Annotated in this window: 13 protein-coding genes; 10 read left to right on the top strand and 3 right to left on the bottom strand. The window is 60.9% G+C overall.

All coding sequences use genetic code 11. The features are described 5' to 3' along the window. Positions 1 to 39: 39 nt before the first annotated feature. Together NTD89_RS09635 and NTD89_RS09640 are read right to left on the bottom strand one after the other, a co-directional pair. Positions 40 to 1,287 carry a glycoside hydrolase family 68 protein gene (locus NTD89_RS09635; RefSeq protein ID WP_262207300.1) on the bottom strand — a complete coding sequence of 416 codons (1,248 nt, stop codon included), beginning with the start codon at positions 1,285 to 1,287 and terminating at the stop codon, positions 40 to 42. 250 nt (positions 1,288 to 1,537) lie between these two features. Further along, positions 1,538 to 2,476, bottom strand: coding sequence for a pectate lyase (locus tag NTD89_RS09640; protein WP_262207303.1), 939 nt, complete (start codon positions 2,474 to 2,476; stop codon positions 1,538 to 1,540). A gap of 511 nt (positions 2,477 to 2,987) precedes the next feature. Between NTD89_RS09640 and NTD89_RS09645 the strand changes: the two genes are divergently transcribed. Then, positions 2,988 to 3,290 (top strand): DUF6124 family protein, encoded by a 303-nt coding sequence (locus tag NTD89_RS09645; protein ID WP_145164805.1) that lies wholly within the window; start codon positions 2,988 to 2,990, stop codon positions 3,288 to 3,290. A gap of 216 nt (positions 3,291 to 3,506) precedes the next feature. On the opposite strand, the gene NTD89_RS09650 is transcribed toward NTD89_RS09645, so the two are convergent. Further along, positions 3,507 to 5,003: a CoA-acylating methylmalonate-semialdehyde dehydrogenase gene (locus NTD89_RS09650; protein ID WP_262207398.1), complete on the bottom strand. Its 1,497-nt coding sequence runs from the start codon at positions 5,001 to 5,003 to the stop codon at positions 3,507 to 3,509. 109 nt (positions 5,004 to 5,112) lie between these two features. Here NTD89_RS09650 and NTD89_RS09655 point away from each other — a divergent pair, with 109 nt between their 5' ends. From NTD89_RS09655 to NTD89_RS09695, 9 genes are all read left to right on the top strand, one after another. Then, entirely contained in the window at positions 5,113 to 6,054 is a 942-nt protein-coding gene (locus NTD89_RS09655) for a LysR family transcriptional regulator (protein WP_262207305.1), read from the top strand. A 407-nt stretch (positions 6,055 to 6,461) separates the two neighbouring features. Next, positions 6,462 to 8,327: a 3-dehydroquinate synthase gene (locus NTD89_RS09660; protein WP_262207307.1), complete on the top strand. Its 1,866-nt coding sequence runs from the start codon at positions 6,462 to 6,464 to the stop codon at positions 8,325 to 8,327. Between the two features lie 5 nt (positions 8,328 to 8,332). Further along, positions 8,333 to 9,202 (top strand): UbiA family prenyltransferase, encoded by an 870-nt coding sequence (locus NTD89_RS09665; protein WP_145164922.1) that lies wholly within the window; start codon positions 8,333 to 8,335, stop codon positions 9,200 to 9,202. Continuing rightward, a complete protein-coding gene (locus tag NTD89_RS09670) occupies positions 9,199 to 9,882 on the top strand; it encodes an EboA domain-containing protein (protein WP_262207309.1) in 684 nt (227 codons plus the stop codon). The genes NTD89_RS09665 and NTD89_RS09670 overlap by 4 nt, the downstream gene beginning before the upstream one ends. Positions 9,883 to 9,922: 40 nt before the next feature. Next, a complete protein-coding gene (locus NTD89_RS09675) occupies positions 9,923 to 10,807 on the top strand; it encodes a TatD family hydrolase (protein WP_145164796.1) in 885 nt (294 codons plus the stop codon). Next, a complete protein-coding gene (gene eboE / locus NTD89_RS09680; protein WP_262207311.1) occupies positions 10,804 to 12,018 on the top strand; it encodes a metabolite traffic protein EboE in 1,215 nt (404 codons plus the stop codon). The genes NTD89_RS09675 and eboE overlap by 4 nt, the downstream gene beginning before the upstream one ends. Next, the gene (locus NTD89_RS09685) at positions 12,008 to 13,453 is read left to right on the top strand and encodes an alkaline phosphatase family protein (RefSeq protein ID WP_262207312.1); all 1,446 of its coding nucleotides are present in this window, start codon (positions 12,008 to 12,010) and stop codon (positions 13,451 to 13,453) included. Before eboE ends, NTD89_RS09685 begins: the two co-directional genes overlap by 11 nt. Continuing rightward, positions 13,423 to 14,565: a hypothetical protein gene (locus NTD89_RS09690; RefSeq protein WP_262207314.1), complete on the top strand. Its 1,143-nt coding sequence runs from the start codon at positions 13,423 to 13,425 to the stop codon at positions 14,563 to 14,565. Before NTD89_RS09685 ends, NTD89_RS09690 begins: the two co-directional genes overlap by 31 nt. 10 nt (positions 14,566 to 14,575) lie before the next feature. Then, on the top strand, positions 14,576 to 16,939 hold the full coding sequence (locus NTD89_RS09695) for a hypothetical protein (protein WP_262207315.1): 2,364 nt from the start codon (positions 14,576 to 14,578) through the stop codon (positions 16,937 to 16,939). Positions 16,940 to 16,990: the final 51 nt, after the last annotated feature.

The raw sequence follows: 16,990 nt of genomic DNA on the forward strand, positions 1-16,990 counted from the left end.
AAAAAAGCCACTCGAATGAGTGGCTTCTTTTTGGCCGGTCTAGCTCAGCACAACATCACGCATTGCCGGGATGTAACCGTAATCGTAGGCCTCCTGCACAAACGAACGGTCCCCCTTCAATACAATCCTCACGGTGGGCGCCTCGGTGCCGCCGATACGGTAGTCATCGCCGGAGGTGGGCACGCTGTCGATAAACGACGTCACCAGGCCATTGGGCATCACGCAATGCGAATAGGTTTGGAAAGGTTGCGATGGTGGGTTGCCAAGTACCAGCCCCGAGCCATTCATCGGCGTGTAGGGACCAAACAGATGATCGCCAACAAACCCGTAGACGCCATCCGGCCCGGTCACACCGTCCGCGTAGGTGAACTTGTGGCTGATGGTGAACAGGTAGTACTTGTTGTCCTGGAACACATAATGCGGGCGTTCGGTTTGATCGTTCACGCCCACCGCCGTCACCAGCGGCGGCAGGATTTCCCATTCGTCACCGCTGAGGTCCTTGGCGACAGCAATGCCAATGCAACCGACCTGATACCGCGCACCGCCGACGCCTTCATGGCCAGGTGGCACCAGGCCGAGTTCATCCGGGCCTACTTCGTGAGTACCGCGCTCGCCCGCGACATTGCCTTCAAACACCATGTACAACTTGCCGTCGTTGGGGTCGATAAACGGGCTGGGATCGCGAAAGTTCCACGTCGCATTCTGCGCTTCGGTCTGGTAATACGTGCCATCAGCCTCGAACAGCGACTTGACGTCAGTGAAGCCCTCAAGCGTAACGCCGCTGTCCGACGTGACGACCCGGCCCCTGACCTTGGCAATCGTGGCCCCTGGCGTTACGCAGGTGTAATACAGGTCGATATCGCCGTGGTTGTTGAGCAGGATCGGCGTACCTGCCCATTCGCGGGTGGTCGGCGAAACCCCTTCGGCCATCACGCGGCCACCGAAGATCCAGTCCTTGCCGGTGCGCGAATACCAGTAGCACATGCGCGCATGGCCGTGGCGGTCTTCCCAATCACGCTTGATATCGTAACGGCCATCGGCATTGATAAATTGTGGATCATGCGGGCGACGGTCTGCGGTCAACGTGAAGATAACCGACCAACCATTAATTGATACCACCGTGCCATCCAGTTCACGCAATGGCATGGTGTCCCAAATAAACACGGTGTCACTCATGACAGGGAAATCAGGACTCACTAACGGCTGTGTAGTCGTCGGGTCATTTTCATTAACTTTTAGCGCATCGGCCCGAGTCCAACGAGTGGGTGTGTGATTCGCAGGTTTCATGATGATGTCCTTTTACTGACGCTTTAGTGACAAGCGAAGATTAAATAACACTGACAGCCGGCAACTGCATTGCGACTGAAAAGAGCGAGCCGTAGTTGGCTCTATATGTGCGAAACAAGGTTTAACATGAAGCCTATTGATGACAACATTAAGAATTATTTAAGTCACAAGTGCCACCACTGTATTTATATCCTTGATATAAATACAGTGGCACGCTTCATAAATGATCGATCAATAGACAGTGAGCTGCTCAACTACCAAACACCAGCGCTACCGCCTGAGCCCCAGCGTTCTTTTGCGTGAAATCCTTGGCCTGCGCTGCGGTTTTCAAGGTGTAGTTATAGTTGGAACGCGCTGTCCACTGGGCGTTAGGCGACTTCTGGTTGGTGATGCTGGGCACACTGTTGATGTCGGTGAACGTACCAGTGCCTTTATCGTCCAACATGCCGTTATTCTGGCTGCCCTCGCCGAAGTAATTACTTTCAGAAAGGATATTGGCGTTCTGCGCCAGGGTAAAACCCAGGTGAAAGTTATTCACGTAGTTGTTATACACGTGAAAATAACCGTAACGCATCAAACCCGGCGCGCGCACTTCCATGTTGTCGAAGCGGTTATGGCACAGCGTAAGACGCGGGTAACCATTGAAAGCTGCGTTGTTGTCATCGGCTGGGTGGCCGAAGATCAAGCCGTATTTGTGGTTGCCAAAAAAGCAGTTGCTGATGGTGGCGTAGTCGGCCTTTTCGCCGATATACACCAGTTTATCTTCACTGCCGTCCGTGGTGGACCAGGTGTGGCCGACAAAAGAGCAATGGTCGATCCAGTATTTACTGCCGTAGCTCAGGTACACCTGGATATCGTCATTGGCCTTAATACTTGCCGAATGCTTGAAGATAATGTTCTGCAGAATAATATTCTGCGACTGCGCCGTGGCACGCAGGTGGATGTTCTCCAGCGTACGGTTCTGGAAGGAGCCGATCAGGGTCTTGTTGGCGCCCATGTTCACTTTGGTCAGGCTCGACGCCGAGATATTGCTGTTGATCACCAGCACCCGCGGGGTGGTGTCGCCAATATTGGCCTTGAGTTGGTCCAGCGTGGTGATACTGACCACCTGGCCCGCCCAACCACCGGTGACTTTTGCCGCAAGGGCGAAACCGGTCAAGCCGATGAGCTTGCTTTCTGGATACGACATGAGTTCCCTCTCTTTCATAAAAAGCGGCTCGACAGTGCGAGCCGGTGATTCAAGTTAATCCGTTAACTTGCACACAGTGTTCGGCGTGGCTGGTAATGCCGGGTTTGGCTGATCAGCGCTTAAACACTGTGTTTATATACAGTAGTAGACATTCAGTACGCGGTCAACCCACGAGCACCACCAATGAGTAGGAAATGGCTTTTTTTCTGGTTTTGAAAAGGCCAGCAAGGCGCGTCGCTTTTAATCGCAGGACGTTTCCTAGACAATCCCCGCCGCCTTGTGCCTGTTGGAATCGGTGGCTAGTCTGCGGTCCGTCGCTGCATTTCAGCGACCGGGTTTAGCAGCCTGACTTCAATAGGCACACGGTTCACTTCTGCTTTTATGGTGGCTGTGCGTGGGGCACCTTCGGGTGCGCTGGTTTTCCTATTGACCGGTCTGCTAACCCGCGTACAGCTGCCACCCTCGTTTAGCAGCGTTGGCGGTAGCTTCCTTGTTCAATAGGAGTTACACCATGAATAAAGTCGTCCCCGACCCACCCCTCAGTTCAGCCAAGGCCCGCGCCGCATTCAACCGCGCCATCGACCATTACCTGCCCGCCCAGGGTGTTCCCATCGAAGACTTGAGCTTCGAAGACGCCCTGCTCTACACCGCGAGCCTGCTCGACAGCGCGTCGGCCACCACCCTCAATTGCAGCGAGCTGCTGCCAAACCCCGAGCGGGCGAAGATTCTGGCGGTGTGGCATTTGCTGGAGATGGCCAGGACGACGGTGGATCGCTCCATTGAGTGCCTGAACCCGACAAAAACCACGGCCTGAATAAACGCGGTCAAAAAAGTGTGGGAGCTGGCTTGCCAGCTCCCACAGAAAAGCAGAGCACCACGGGGCTGGCAGTTGAACTCGGTCAAATTGTGGGAGCGGGCTTGCTCGCGAATGCGTTGGGTCAGTGACACATGAGCTGGCTGGCACACCGCCTTCGCGAGCAAGCCCGCTCCCACAGTGGATTTCCCTCAGTTGATCTACGGTGTTATCGAACTATTTGGACACCGGCATCGCAAACTCCGCGCCCTGCTCGATGCTCTCCGACCAGCGCTGCATGATCGATTTCTGCTTGGTATAAAAGCGCACGCCTTCAGTGCCGTAGGCATGCATGTCGCCAAACAGGCTCTTCTTCCAGCCACCAAAGCCGTGCCAGGCCATCGGCACCGGAATCGGCACGTTGATGCCGACCATGCCCACTTCGATACGCCGTGCAAACTCGCGGGCAATGTTGCCGTCGCGGGTAAAGCAGCTGACGCCGTTGCCGAACTCGTGGTCGTTGACCAGCTTGATCGCCTCGCCGAAGTCATTCACGCGCACGCAGGCCAGCACCGGGCCGAAGATTTCTTCGCGGTAGATGCTCATGTCTTTCGTCACGTGGTCGAACAAGGTTGCGCCGAGCCAGAAGCCGTTTTCCAGGCCCGGTTCGGTGGGCACGTAGTCACGGCCATCGAGCAGCAATTGCGCGCCGGCCTGCACGCCTTGTTCGATGTAGCCGCTGATGCGTTCCAGTGCGGCACGCGAGACGATCGGGCCCATCTCGGCTTTCAAATCGCGGCCGTCGGTGATGCGCAATGTCTTCGCGCGCTCGGTCAAGGCAGCGATGACTTTATCGCCCACATCACCCACCAGCACCGCCACCGATATCGCCATGCAGCGCTCGCCGGCACTGCCGTAGGCGGCGCCCATCAACGCGTCGACGGTTTTTTCGATGTCCGCATCGGGCATCACCACCATGTGGTTTTTCGCACCGCCCAAGCCTTGCACGCGCTTGCCGTTGCGCGCGCCGGTCTCGTAGATGTATTGCGCAATCGGCGTGGAGCCGACAAAGCTCACGGCCTTGACGTCCGGGTGTTCGAGCAGGGCATCCACCGCTTCCTTGTCGCCCTGCACCACGTTGAACACGCCGTTGGGCAGGCCGGCTTCGCGCAGCAACTCAGCCATGAACAGCGACGCGCTCGGGTCGGTCGGGCTGGGCTTGAGGATGAAGGTGTTGCCCGCCGCGATGGCGATCGGGTACATCCACATCGGCACCATCACCGGGAAATTGAACGGCGTCACGCCGGCCACCACGCCCAAAGGCTGACGCATCGTCCAGTTGTCCATGCCACGCGACACCTGGTCGGAATGTTCGCCCTTGAGCAGGTTGGGAATGCCGCACGCGAACTCGAGGATGTCGATGCCCCGGTCGACTTCGCCCTGGGCGTCGGTGAACACCTTGCCGTGTTCGGCGACGATGATGCGCGCCAGGTCGTCTTTGCGTTCACGCAGCAGGTGCAGGTATTGGAACAGTACGCGGGCACGGCGGATCGGCGGGGTGTCGGCCCAACCGGCGAAGGCGGCCTGGGCAGCGGCGACGGCCTCGCCCACGGTCCGGCGGCTGGCCAAGGCCACGCGAGCGTTCACCTCACCGGTGGCCGGGTTGTAAACGTCCTGATAGCGATCATCGCGGGAAACGCGCTGGTCGTTGATGTAATGCTCGATGGTGCGCATGGCAATTGGTCCCAGGTCGGTAACGTTGGAGCCCACGATAGGCTTTCAGTTTGTTCCGAACCAGAGCAGAATCCAGAACTTATTGTCCTCACAGGCGAACAATAGAATCATGGAAAAAGCTGAGATCGAAGGGCTGTGGACCCACATTCATTGGCTGTCGGTGCTTGAGGAGCAAGGCACCTACACCGCCGCCGCCGCGCGCCTGGGGGTGAGCAAGTCCGCCGTCAGCCAGCGCATTTCAGACCTGGAGAAAGCCACCGGCACCCGGCTGGTCACCCGCACCACGCGCAGCGTGCGGCTGACCGATGCGGGCCTGTCACTGACCCGCGAAGTGCGCAGCGCCTATGCGCACATCGCGCGTAGTTTCTCGTCGGTGCGCGACGCTGCCGGGGAAATTCGCGGCCTGGTGCGCCTCACCGCGCCGGTGGCGTTTGCCCGCCAGCAGCTGGTGCCGCACCTGTCCGAGTTCCTGCAGCTTTACCCGCAGGTGCGCATCCAGCTGGACGTCTCGGATGCCTTGAGTTCGCTGGCGGCCGAAGGCTACGACCTGGCGGTACGGCACGGCTTCCAGGTACCGGAAACCCATGTGGCGTGGAAGCTGTGCGACACCGGCTCGGTGCTGGTCGCCACGCGCGAGTACCTGCAGCAGCAAGGCGAACCGCGCGAACCTGGCGACCTCACCGCGCATAACTGCCTGTACTACCCGCGGGGCACCGACCAGCCGGCATGGACCTTTGAACGCGGCGGCAAACAGGTTGAACGGGTGACCGTGCCGATCGCTGGGAGTTTTTCGACCAATAACAGTGAAGCGCTGCGCGACTCGGCGGTGAACCACCTGGGCATCGCCCTGCTCCCGGATTTCAGCGCGCAGGCCGCACTGGCCAGTGGCAAATTAGTGCAGGTGCTCAAGGGCTGGACGCTTAAGGGCGCGTTTGCCGATGAGATTTACCTGATTCGACCGTACTCGCCCCATGTACCTAAATCGGTCAGTACGTTAGTTGGCTATCTAAAGGATAAGTTGTCCGGCGGTTTTCGGTTCATGGGTAAGTAACACACTTATGCAGACGCCTTAAGCGGAACCATTCTCGACAAGCACTTAGTGCCGAACGACTTATAGCCAGCGGCAATAATCTAAATAACCAACGTTAAGACCTTGTATTGAACTTGTTACTTGCCAACGCCTGCAACAACGGGTTCTTGACGCTTTAAAAAAAGCCATACAACTACTTGTAAAACGTAGATAAATATCGCTGTGTAAACCTCGCCAACCTGCCGGTTTTAAACTCCTTGCGGCGCAAACTTGCAAAAAAACCACAACCGGCTACGTTCATGAATACCGTGAAAGCCATCAGCCATTACGCACACAACCAGCCCGACGGGCGAGGAACTCTATTGCTCTGAAAACAGCGCTTAACACTGACACGGAACTTAGTCTTAACTCTCAAAAGGGATGCTTTGATGAAGCGCAGCCGGTGGTACCGTGCGTTCTCGAAAAAGGGGCCAGCCGAACATTTTTGGCTGTCGTTGATGGGCTTTGCTGTGCTGGTGATCGCCAGCTTCCTGTTGTTTGAACAACAGATCCAGGACTTCCTGATTCACCTCAACCTGTACCAACCTTCGACGCCTGCCCAGGCATTCAACCTGGCGATGCTGTTGCTCGCCCTGCTCGCCCTCGATGTGGTGTTGCCAGTGCCGTCAAGCCTGGTGGCGTTGCTGGCGGTGGCCATGCTCGGCAGCCTTGGCGGTTACCTGGTGATTTTCATTGGGCTGTGCCTGGGCGCCGGGTTGGGCTATGCCCTTGGCGCCGGCTATTTGCGCTTGCTGTCCGGCCGCCTTGGCTTGCCTCAGCGTCAGCCTGGGCAGTTGGCGTATCGGCTGGGCACGTTGTCGCTGATTTGCCTGCGCGGCGTGCCGGTGCTGGCGGAAACCTCGGTGGTGGCCGCCGGCATGCAACGCTACCCGCTGCGCGCATTCTTGCTGATCACCACCCTGGCCAACGCCGGACTGGCACTGGCTTACACCGCCATCGGCACGTTGCTGATCGAGCAGAACTCGCTGCTGGTCACCCTCCTCGCCAGCATGGTGCTGCCGCTGGCGTTTATGGCCGGTTACAGCCTGCTCAAACGCAAACCCGATGGGCAGCAGCCGCTGCGCGGACGGTTCGAGGTCAGTTACGACTACCCGGTGATGTTCACCGATCACGTGTTTGATCCGCTCAACCCGTGCCTGCACCGCGCGCTCGTCACCCAGCACGAGGCGCCGGTGACGGTAATGGTGTTCGCCGATGCGCAACTGCTGCACAGCGCCCCGCAATTGCTGGCGCAAATCGACGCCTATTTCGCCGCCCATGCAGACCTGCATTTGCAAACCGCCCCCATCGCCGTGCCGGCGGGTGAACTGAGCAAAACCTCACGCGTGCTGGAGCAGCTCTACACCGACATGCTGCAACACGGCCTGGACCGGCATTGCTACGTGCTGGCCCTGGGCGGCGGCGCGGTCCTGGATGCGGTGGGCTACGCCTGCGCCACCTTCCACCGCGGCATTCGCCTGATCCGTATTCCCAGCACGGTACTGGCCCAGAACGACGCCGGCATCGGCGTGAAAAACGGCATCAATGCCTTCGGCCAGAAGAACCTGCTGGGCGCTTTCTACCCTGCCACGGCGGTGATCAACGACTTCCAACTGCTCACCAGCCTCACCCGCCGCGACCAGATCGCCGGGCTGGCCGAAGCGGTCAAGGTGGCGCTGATCAAGGACCAGGCGTTCTTCGCGTGGATGGAACAACACGCCGATGCCCTCGCCCGCTTTGATCACCCGGCCAGCCGCCATGCGATTCGCCGCTGCGCCGAGCTGCACCTGGCGCACATCACCGGCGCCGGCGACCCGTTCGAACGCGGCAACGGCCGGCCGCTGGATTACGGCCACTGGGCCGCGCACAAATTGGAAAACCTCAGCCACCACCGGCTGCGCCATGGCGAAGCGGTCGCGGTGGGCATGGCGTTGGATGGGCTGTATGCGAATGCCTTGGGGTTGTTGAGCGATACCGACACTGAGCGAGTGATGAGCCTGCTGCGCAAACTGGGCTTCAACCTGTGCCCGCCGGAGCTGGCATTGAAAGATGCGCAGGGTCGCTCGCCGCTGTTGCTGGGGCTGGAGGAGTTCCGCCAGCACCTGGGCGGGCAACTGTCGATCCCCATGCTCAACCGCATCGGCCAGTCGGTGGACCTGCATGAAATCGACAGCGCGACGATGGAGGTCGCGCTGCAACGGTTGTCGACCGCAAGCGAAGCAGCGCTGACGCTGGGCGAGGGTTACGCACAATGAGCCCGATGAAAACCTGGATGACCCTGGGCCGCGTCTCCAACCTGCCCACGGTATGGACCAACACCCTCGCTGCGGCCCTGCTCGCCAGCAGCGCCGGCGCCCTGGCACCGCCGTCGTCGCTGGTGTGGGGGTTGCTGCTGATCACGCTGTCGCTGCTGTACCTGGCCGGCATGCTCTTGAACGACTGGCTCGACGCCGACTGGGATCGGCAACACCACAACCCGCGTCCGATCACCCTGGGTTTGGCCAGCCGGCAACAAGTCGGCCTGGCCACGGCGCTGCTGCTGATACTCGCCGCCGCAGCGGTACTGGGCCTGAGCCGCTTGATCGACAAGCCGCATTGGTTGCTTGGCAGCGTGGTGCTGTTGGTGGGCTGCATCGTCGGCTACAACCTGCTGCACAAGAAATACGCCCACAGCGTGTGGCTGATGGGCGCCTGTCGCTCGGCGCTGTACCTCACGGCAGCGGCCAGCCTGGCGGTGCCGCCGGAGCCGATCTGGCTGTGCGCGATGCTGCTTGGGGTGTACATCAGCGGCCTGACCTACCTGGCGCGCCAGGAGCATCGCAACCAGCTGATCAGCCGCTTGCCATTGCTGCTGATGCTCAGCCCACTGGCCCTGGCGTTCTACTCCAACACGCTGTGGTTCTGGCCGGTATTGCTGCTGTGGCTCGGCTGGCTGGGCTGGCATTACTGGAAACACCTGGCCAACCCGCAACAACGCCAGGTGCGTGCCTTTATCGGCGCTGGCCTGGCCGCCCTGCCGCTGTTCGACGCGCTGGTGCTGGCGGTGGCCAACCAACCGTTGGGCAGCCTGTTGTGTGTGCTGGTGTTTTTCCTGCTTCCCCATTTTCAGCGTTGGATCAAGCCGACATGAACATGCGCCAGGATGGCCTCGCCGCACACCTTCAAGCCCTGACCCAGCAACTGAACGCCGCCGAACTGGATTGGTGGCAGCAGGCGCAGGCGCAGCTTGCCCAGCAACCCAGCGCCACACTGGCGGCGTTGTTGAGCGGCCAATGCAAGCGCCTGCTGCCCCCGCCGGCCGTCGAGTTGGCACGTGCGCTGTTAGCGGCCAAGGCACTCGAACACACCCCGGCCACCGAGCAGGTACCGTTGCTGCGCCAGCTGTTCCTGTGGGGTGATGACCAGGAAAAAATCGCCCTGCTGGGTGCGCTCGACTGGCTCGACAGCGAAGGCCTTTGCGTGGAGCTCGCCCTGCAGGCCGGGCGCACCAGCAACCCGCAGGTATTTGCCGCCCTTGCCCTCGACACGGCCTACCCGTCACGCCATTACCCGGAGCGCGCCTTTCACCAGTTGGTACTCAAAGCGCTCGGCATGGGCCTCGACGTCGGGCGCTTGATGGGCCTCACGCAGCGCCAGGGCGTCACGCTCAACCAGCTGGCCCTTGACCTGCTCGATGAACAGCTCGCGGCCGAGCGAACCGTGTCCCCCGGGCTGCCCACCGTCATCGCCTTTGACCTGCTCAGCCCGGCGCAACACCAGCGCCTGCGAAGCCTGAACCTGCCGCCGCAATGGCGCGCCTGCCTGAACTGACACCGCACAACGCCGCCCCTGCCCTTGACGAGGATTCACCATGCTCAAGTACTTCGATCCGCATATTCATATGGTCAGCCGCACCACCGACGACTACCAGAACATGGCCGCCGCCGGCATCACCGGCGTGATCGAACCGGCGTTCTGGCAGGGCCAGGCGCGCACCAGTGTCGGCAGTTTTGTCGACTACTTTGACACGCTGCTGGGCTGGGAACGCTTTCGCGCGAGCATGTTTGGCATTCATCATTTCTGCACCATCGGCCTTAACCCCAAAGAAGCGAATGACCTGTCGATCGCCAATGAAGTGCTGCAGATTCTGCCGCGCTACCTGGTCAAGGACGGCGTAGTCGCGGTGGGCGAAATCGGCTACGACGACATCACCCCTGAAGAGGACCGTTTTCTCGCCGCGCAGCTGGAGCTGGCCAAGCAATTCAACCTGCCGGTGCTGGTGCACACGCCGCACCGCGACAAGATCGGCGGCACCAAACGCACCCTCGCGGTGATCCGTGAAGTAGGCATCGCCGAGCACCTGGTGATCATCGACCACCTCAACGAACTGACCTTGCCGCTGGTGCTCGACAGCGAGTGCTGGCGCGGCCATTCCATCTACCCCAACACCAAGATGTCGGAGCAGCGCATGGTCGCGCTGCTCAAGGAATACGGCACCGAAAAAATGGTGGTCAACAGCGCTGCCGACTGGGGCATCAGCGACCCACTCAAAGTGCCCAAGACCGGCCAGGCGATGTTGGCCGCAGGCTTCAGCGAAGCCCAGGTGGAGCAGGTGCTGTTCCATAACCCGGTGGATTTTTTTGCCCAAAGTGGCCAGCTCGACAAGGCGCTGGTGAGCACGCCGCTGCCCATCGACCAGCGCAAGCAATGGCAGGAAAACTCCGCCCTGCGCGGCCAGGAACCGGTGGTCAAATGAGTGCCGGCAGCGGCTGGACGGCCGCCCAACTCGGGTATTGCAGCAATGTGCACCCGACCCGCGACCTGGCCGGGTTACGTGCCTCGATCAAGCAGCACTTTGAGGGCGTGCGCAGTTTGCGCGGGCTGCGGCAACAGGACAGCGGCCTGTGGATTTGCGCTCATGCGGCGGCGCAGCTGCAGCAGGAATCGGCGCGCGTGCCGTTCCTGGCATTGCTCACGCAAAGCGGCTTGCGCCTGACCTCGCTGAACGGTTTTCCCTATGGCGAATTTCATCAGGGCGCCGTCAAAGCCGACGTCTACCTGCCCAATTGGGCCGACCCGCAACGCCTGGTCTACAGCCTGGACCTGGCGCGCATCCTCGCCGATGCCTTGCCAAACGACTGCCGCCACGGCGTGATTTCCACGGTACCGCTGGGCTATGCCGCCACCTGGACGCCGGCATTGCAGGCGCGCGCCGACGAGCATCTGAGCCAACTCACCGCCGCACTCGCCCACCTGCATTGGCAAACCGGCAAGAAAATCGTGTTCTGCCTGGAAATGGAACCGGACTGCGTGCTGGAAAACACCGAGCAGGCCATCGCGTTTTTCCAGCGCCGACACGCCATGGACCCCAACCATGCCTACTTGGCGTTGTGCTTCGATGTGTGCCACCAGGCGGTGATGTTCGAAGACTGCTACCAGTCGCTGGAACGGCTGCGCGCGGCCGGGGTGCCGGTGGGCAAGGTCCAGCTGTCCAACGCGATGATTTGCCGCTTGCCATCGGACGATGCCAGCCGGCGCGAACACGTGCTCAAGACCCTGAGCACCTTCGCCGAACTCACCTACTTGCACCAGGTGAAAGCGCTCACGCCCCAGGGCCATCGAGTGGCCTGGCCAGACCTGCCGGCCGCCCTGAATGACTGCGCCGGGTTCGACGAACTGCGCATCCACTTCCACATCCCGCTGTTCAGCGACCACCTGTTGTTGCCCGAACTCAGCGGCAGCCAGGTTGCCCTGGCGCAGACCTTCGATTACCTGGCGGCGCATGCCGATTTTCGCCCGGTGCTGGAGGTGGAAACCTACAGCTGGGGCGTGCTGCCCGTCGAATTGCGGCCCGCAACCGAGGCCGCTCAACTGGCCGGCATCGCCGCCGAACTGCGCTGGGTCGAAGAGCAACTGCGCCAGCGCAACCTGTTGCATGTGCGGGAGGCCTACGCCGATGCCCTCTGAACAACCGCTGCTGCTGATCAATGTGGTCGGGCTGACGCCCTCGCTGCTGGGCGAAGCGACGCCGCACATCAACACCCTGCTCAAGACCGCCAAGCTGGCCAGCCTGCAACCGGTGTTCCCCGCCGTGACCTCGACGGTGCAAGCTTCGATCCTCACCGGCGTACCGCCGTCGCAGCACGGGATTGTCGGCAATGGCTGGTACTTTCGCGATCAGGCCGAGGTGCGTTTCTGGCTGCAACCCAACGCGCTGATCCAGGGCGAAAAGGTCTGGCACACGCTCAAGCGCGAGCTGCCGGGCTTTCGCTGCAGCCAGTTGTTCTGGTGGTACAACATGTACGCCGACGTAGACGCCGCCATCACCCCGCGCCCGCATTACCCGGCCGATGGGCGCAAACAGTTCGGCCTGTATTCGTCACCGCCCGGCCTGCATGAGCAGATCGAGGCGCAGATTGGCGAGTTCCCTTTCCATGGCTTCTGGGGGCCGGCGGCGGGCATTGCATCAAGCCGCTGGATCGTCGATTGCGCAATGGCCGAGTTCCAGATCAATCGCCCTCACCTGCAATTGATCTACTTGCCTCACCTCGACTACAGCTTGCAGCGCGTGGGGCCTGAGCACCCCTCGATTGCCGATGAAGTGCGCGCCATCGACGCCGAGGTGGGGCGCCTGCTGGCCTTCGCCGAGGCGCAGGGGGCAGCGGTGATGGTGCTGTCCGAGTACGGCATCGAAGCGGTCGAGCAGTCGGTGTCGATCAACCGCGTGCTGCGCGCCGAAGGCCTGTTGCAGGTGCGCCAATCCTTGAGCTGGGAATTGCTCGACCCGGGCGCCAGTGCGGCGTTTGCGGTGGCCGATCATCAGGTTGCGCACATCTACGTGAAGCAGGCACAGGACATTGCGCGGATCAAAGCCTTGCTGCAGCGCCAGCCCGGTATCGAGCAGGTGCTCGATAAAGCCGAGCAACGCACCTGGCAGCTCGATCACCCGCGCAGCGGCGAGCTGGTGGCCGTGGCCGCCGCGGGGTACTGGTTCGATTACTACTACTGGCTGGATGAGCGCAAGGCGCCGGACTTTGCGCGCACCGTGGACATCCACCGCAAGCCTGGCTACGACCCGGTCGAGCTGTTCATCGACCCGGCGATTCGCTTCCCCAAACTGAAAATGGCGCGCCGCCTGCTGCAAAAAAAGCTCGGCTTTCGCTACTACATGGACCTGATCGCGCTGGACACCACGCTGGTGCGTGGCAGCCACGGCCGCCTGCCCAGCAGCGCACAGACCGGCCCATTGCTGATCACCAATTGCGACCTGGCGTTACCGCAGCAGCTTGCGGCGACGGCAGTCAAGCAACTGCTCCTGGAACATTTCCTGGGGCGCCCACACCTCGAACTGGCCAATGCCAAGGAGCTTCCATGCGGCGAGCCTTATCTATCACTGTCCTGAGTGCACTGGCCGGATTGGCCCAGGCCCAAGGCGCAAGCACGGCCTTCGACTGCACGAATTTTCTGCAGTTTGGCGGCAACCTCGACAAGACGCGAGCCACCTTCACCCAGAGCCCCGAGACCCTGGCCTGGAACTGGTTTGTCTGCCTCAACCAACCGGCTGCGGCACAAAGCCCTGATCGGGCCTGGGAAACCATGAAGCCTTCAGACCAGGTTTACCTGGCCAATGGCACGCAACCCCTGCCCTACGCCCAGCGCACACCCGTGCCCGCTGCGGTGCTGACGCAAGCCCAGGCGATGGGCATGAACGTCAATCGTCTGTTTCACAACCTCAACGCCACGCAACAGGTGGACGGGCTGATCCTGGAAATGGGCGGCCAGGTGCCGCAAGCCCAGCAAGGCCAGGCGGTGCGGTTTCAGCTGCTGATGGGCCCGGACACCTTCAACTACATCGTGCAGCAGAAGGTTTACAACGTGAATGGCCAGGCCGCCTTGACCAGCGACCTCAACTTTCCCTCCACGGCCTGGGAACTGAAGGCCGCCTGGCTGTGGATCGGCAACAACCCGACCTACCAGCAGCAACTGACCAACGATGGCTACTACATCGCCCAGACCTACTACCAGCAAGGCAGTGAGTACGTGGTCGGCTATGCCGCGTTGAGCGGCTTGCATGTGATCAACAAGTTGAACCCCGACTGGGTGTGGACCACCTTCGAAAACCGCAACAACAGCAAGTACACCGTGACCAACGCGATCCCGCCCACGCCGATGACCAACAGCACCGGGCCGACCCCGGCGGCGCAACCGGTCAATACGAGTTTTCAGGCAAGCAACCCGACGCTGGCGCAATACGAGTTGATCGGCGTGCAATCCAATACCACGCCCACGCTGCTCGCCAACTCCCAATTGGAATCGGCGTTCCAGAACCAGTCGTCGTGTTTCGCCTGCCACGGCACCGCCGCGTATTCGCCGACCAAGGGCTACTTCAATTTCGCCCTCAAACAAAACGGCGGCATCGTCTACCCAACCGCCGCACTGCCGGCTTCCGACTTTGTCGGGTATCACAAACTGGACTTTGTCTGGTCGCTCAAACGCGCCCAGTGGCAACGCTAAGGAGCCTCACATGAGCGTATTGAATTTCCCGCGTATCTACCTGGGCGGCCATATGTTCTGGAACCCGCCGACCGCCAACAACAACGACATGTACCCGCTTTACGATGCGGTCAAAATGCAGATGAACTGGCGGTTTCTGGAAGCCTTCAAGATCACGCCGCTGAACGCCGCCAGCCAACTGCTGCCGTGGACCATCGCGCCACTGGCGCCGGCCGCCGTGCCGGACTACGTGATGCAGGTGCCGGGCAATGCCGGGCAGTTGGCATCCCCCATGATTCCCGGCGAATGGAACCTGTTCGGCGATAACGCCTGCGGCACCGTGAGCTACAACCAGACCCAGTCGGTGATCACCGGCGGCGAGTTGCCCGACGGTGGTTACGTCAGCCAGGACCCGCTGATCAATCAAAGTTATCAGCTGCTCGGCAATCCGTTTGGCGGCGCGCCGACGTCGCCGGCGCGTTTTGTCGACGTGAGCCCGTGGCAGAACACTTTCACCGCGCTGTACTTCGACAAGCTGGTGCTGGGCAATGCGCAATGCGGCCTGACGCTCAACCGCGAGCACCGCATGCTCGACCGTTTCCTCAATTTCAACTGGGCCAACCTCGGCGGCCTGGCGTACGTGACCACCACCTGGCAGACCTGCTTCCCGAAAGAAAACCTGACGTGGGTGATCGGCAACTCGGCCTTGCTGCAAAACCTGCAGGCGCAGATGGCGCAACAACAGGCCAAGGGGCTGATGTTCCGCTTTACCACCTACCTGACCTGCTACGACAAGAACGGCATCTTCAACAACTATCCACCCATCAACACCCACAGCGCCACGCCCGAAGCCCAGGCCAAGGTACAGGCCATGTATCAACAGGCGCTGGATAACGTCGGGGATATTTTCTTCAACCCGGCCTATAGCCGTACCGTCGGCAGCCTGGGGTTGTGGTTTGAGGATGAATTTCCCACCGCGCCGGCAGGCAGGCGCCTGGTGCCGGCCGCCAAGGTGGCGATCTACAAAACCTCACCGGGCACCACCAGCCAGGTTCAACTGGGCGTGATCTCGGCCCAGGCCCATGGCAATACCTTGTCGCTGGACCTGGGCAACGCCTTTCCGTTCTACCCCATCGACAGCAAAGCCGACATTCCGGTCGCGGCCAAGTACCAGGCCGGCAACTACCAGATCGGTATCCGCCAAGGCACGCAATTCAGCCCATTGGCCAGCTTTGGCTATGACGATTACCAGCAATTGGCGTTCGACAAGCGCGCCGGCATCCTCGACCTGCCGCTCACCGTCGAGGCCCAGGCGCAGCTGCAATCCGGCACGCTGGAACTGCAACAGCAAGGCACCACGCCGGTCATCGCCGCGACCCAGCAACTGTGGACCGCCGAGGTGGTAGAGAGCGCCAGCTTTATCGACGTGGGCGACACCAAGACGTTGCAGGTGATGGTGCAATACGACGGCCAGCCCGCACCGGCCGGCACCACGTTGTGGGTGGCCGAATACGGCAATGCCTACATGCTGTGCACCACCGATTACTACCTGGCGTTCAGTAACGCAGCGGACTTTTCGCTGTTCAACAACGACCCGCAGAACCCGGCCAACAACAGCCCCTGCCTGCCGCAATTCGTCGGTGCGAAGACCTTGGCCGGCCAGATCACCGAAGGCACGGGCCGCCAGCTCATGGCAACCCGGCTGGCGGTGCCCGCCGATCAAACCGTGCCGGTGACCTACCAGCAATTTCTGCCGACGCCCGCCGCTGTCGCCCTGAGCCCGACGCTGACGTTCGCCAACCCGATCACCCTGCAACGCACGTTGCAAGACCCGCTGAACAGCCCGGTGCAATTTAGCCTGACCAAGATCCAGACCGACGCCAATGGCATCGCTAACCTGACGGTCACGGCCCAGGCGCCGGGCTTTCCGACCTTGCGTTTCTTTGTCCAGGAAGGCCAGCAGGAACCGGAGATTCCTTTCAGCTTTCCGCTCAACCAGGCCTTTACCGATTTTCTCGCGCCGCTGCGTGTACTGCCGCTGGAACCGCAGATGCAGCAGGATTTCGTCAACGCCTGGAACCTGATTTATCAGCGTGAAAATGCCGGCCAACTGATCTGGGAGACCTTCATCTACCCGTTCATCCTGCAGCCGTTCTATTACCTCTACCCGATCATGAGCAAGTACATGCCGCTCAATAACCTGACGCGCATCGAGGGCGCCGTCGACCAACTGATCGTGTTGATCAGCAAGGCGTATCAGGAGGAAAGCACGCTGGCGATGCCCATCACGCGGGACATGCCGCAAAGCCGTCGCGCCGTGCTGGAACTATGGGCGCAGGCGTTGGTGAAGCGTAACTATCCACCCATCCCGCTGAGCATGAACGACTACGCGTAAGCCACGCACAGGACCACCGGGTGACGCCCCTGTCACCCGGTTTTCAAAGGA

This window comes from Pseudomonas sp. 14P_5.3_Bac1, from assembly GCF_025466135.1.
Lineage (GTDB): Bacteria > Pseudomonadota > Gammaproteobacteria > Pseudomonadales > Pseudomonadaceae > Aquipseudomonas.

Bases quoted from the DNA above. Each gene is read 5' to 3' on its own strand.
- NTD89_RS09645 (WP_145164805.1), top strand. From the start codon at position 2,988: ATGAATAAAGTCGTCCCCGACCCACCCCTCAGTTCAGCCAAGGCCCGC.
- NTD89_RS09690 (WP_262207314.1), top strand. From the start codon at position 13,423: ATGCGGCGAGCCTTATCTATCACTGTCCTGAGTGCACTGGCCGGATTG.
- NTD89_RS09670 (WP_262207309.1), top strand. From the start codon at position 9,199: ATGAACATGCGCCAGGATGGCCTCGCCGCACACCTTCAAGCCCTGACC.
- NTD89_RS09695 (WP_262207315.1), top strand. From the start codon at position 14,576: ATGAGCGTATTGAATTTCCCGCGTATCTACCTGGGCGGCCATATGTTC.
- NTD89_RS09665 (WP_145164922.1), top strand. From the start codon at position 8,333: ATGAAAACCTGGATGACCCTGGGCCGCGTCTCCAACCTGCCCACGGTA.
- NTD89_RS09655 (WP_262207305.1), top strand. From the start codon at position 5,113: ATGGAAAAAGCTGAGATCGAAGGGCTGTGGACCCACATTCATTGGCTG.
- NTD89_RS09635 (WP_262207300.1), bottom strand. From the start codon at position 1,287: ATGAAACCTGCGAATCACACACCCACTCGTTGGACTCGGGCCGATGCG.
- NTD89_RS09650 (WP_262207398.1), bottom strand. From the start codon at position 5,003: ATGCGCACCATCGAGCATTACATCAACGACCAGCGCGTTTCCCGCGAT.
- NTD89_RS09675 (WP_145164796.1), top strand. From the start codon at position 9,923: ATGCTCAAGTACTTCGATCCGCATATTCATATGGTCAGCCGCACCACC.
- eboE (WP_262207311.1), top strand. From the start codon at position 10,804: ATGAGTGCCGGCAGCGGCTGGACGGCCGCCCAACTCGGGTATTGCAGC.
- NTD89_RS09660 (WP_262207307.1), top strand. From the start codon at position 6,462: ATGAAGCGCAGCCGGTGGTACCGTGCGTTCTCGAAAAAGGGGCCAGCC.
- NTD89_RS09685 (WP_262207312.1), top strand. From the start codon at position 12,008: ATGCCCTCTGAACAACCGCTGCTGCTGATCAATGTGGTCGGGCTGACG.
- NTD89_RS09640 (WP_262207303.1), bottom strand. From the start codon at position 2,476: ATGTCGTATCCAGAAAGCAAGCTCATCGGCTTGACCGGTTTCGCCCTT.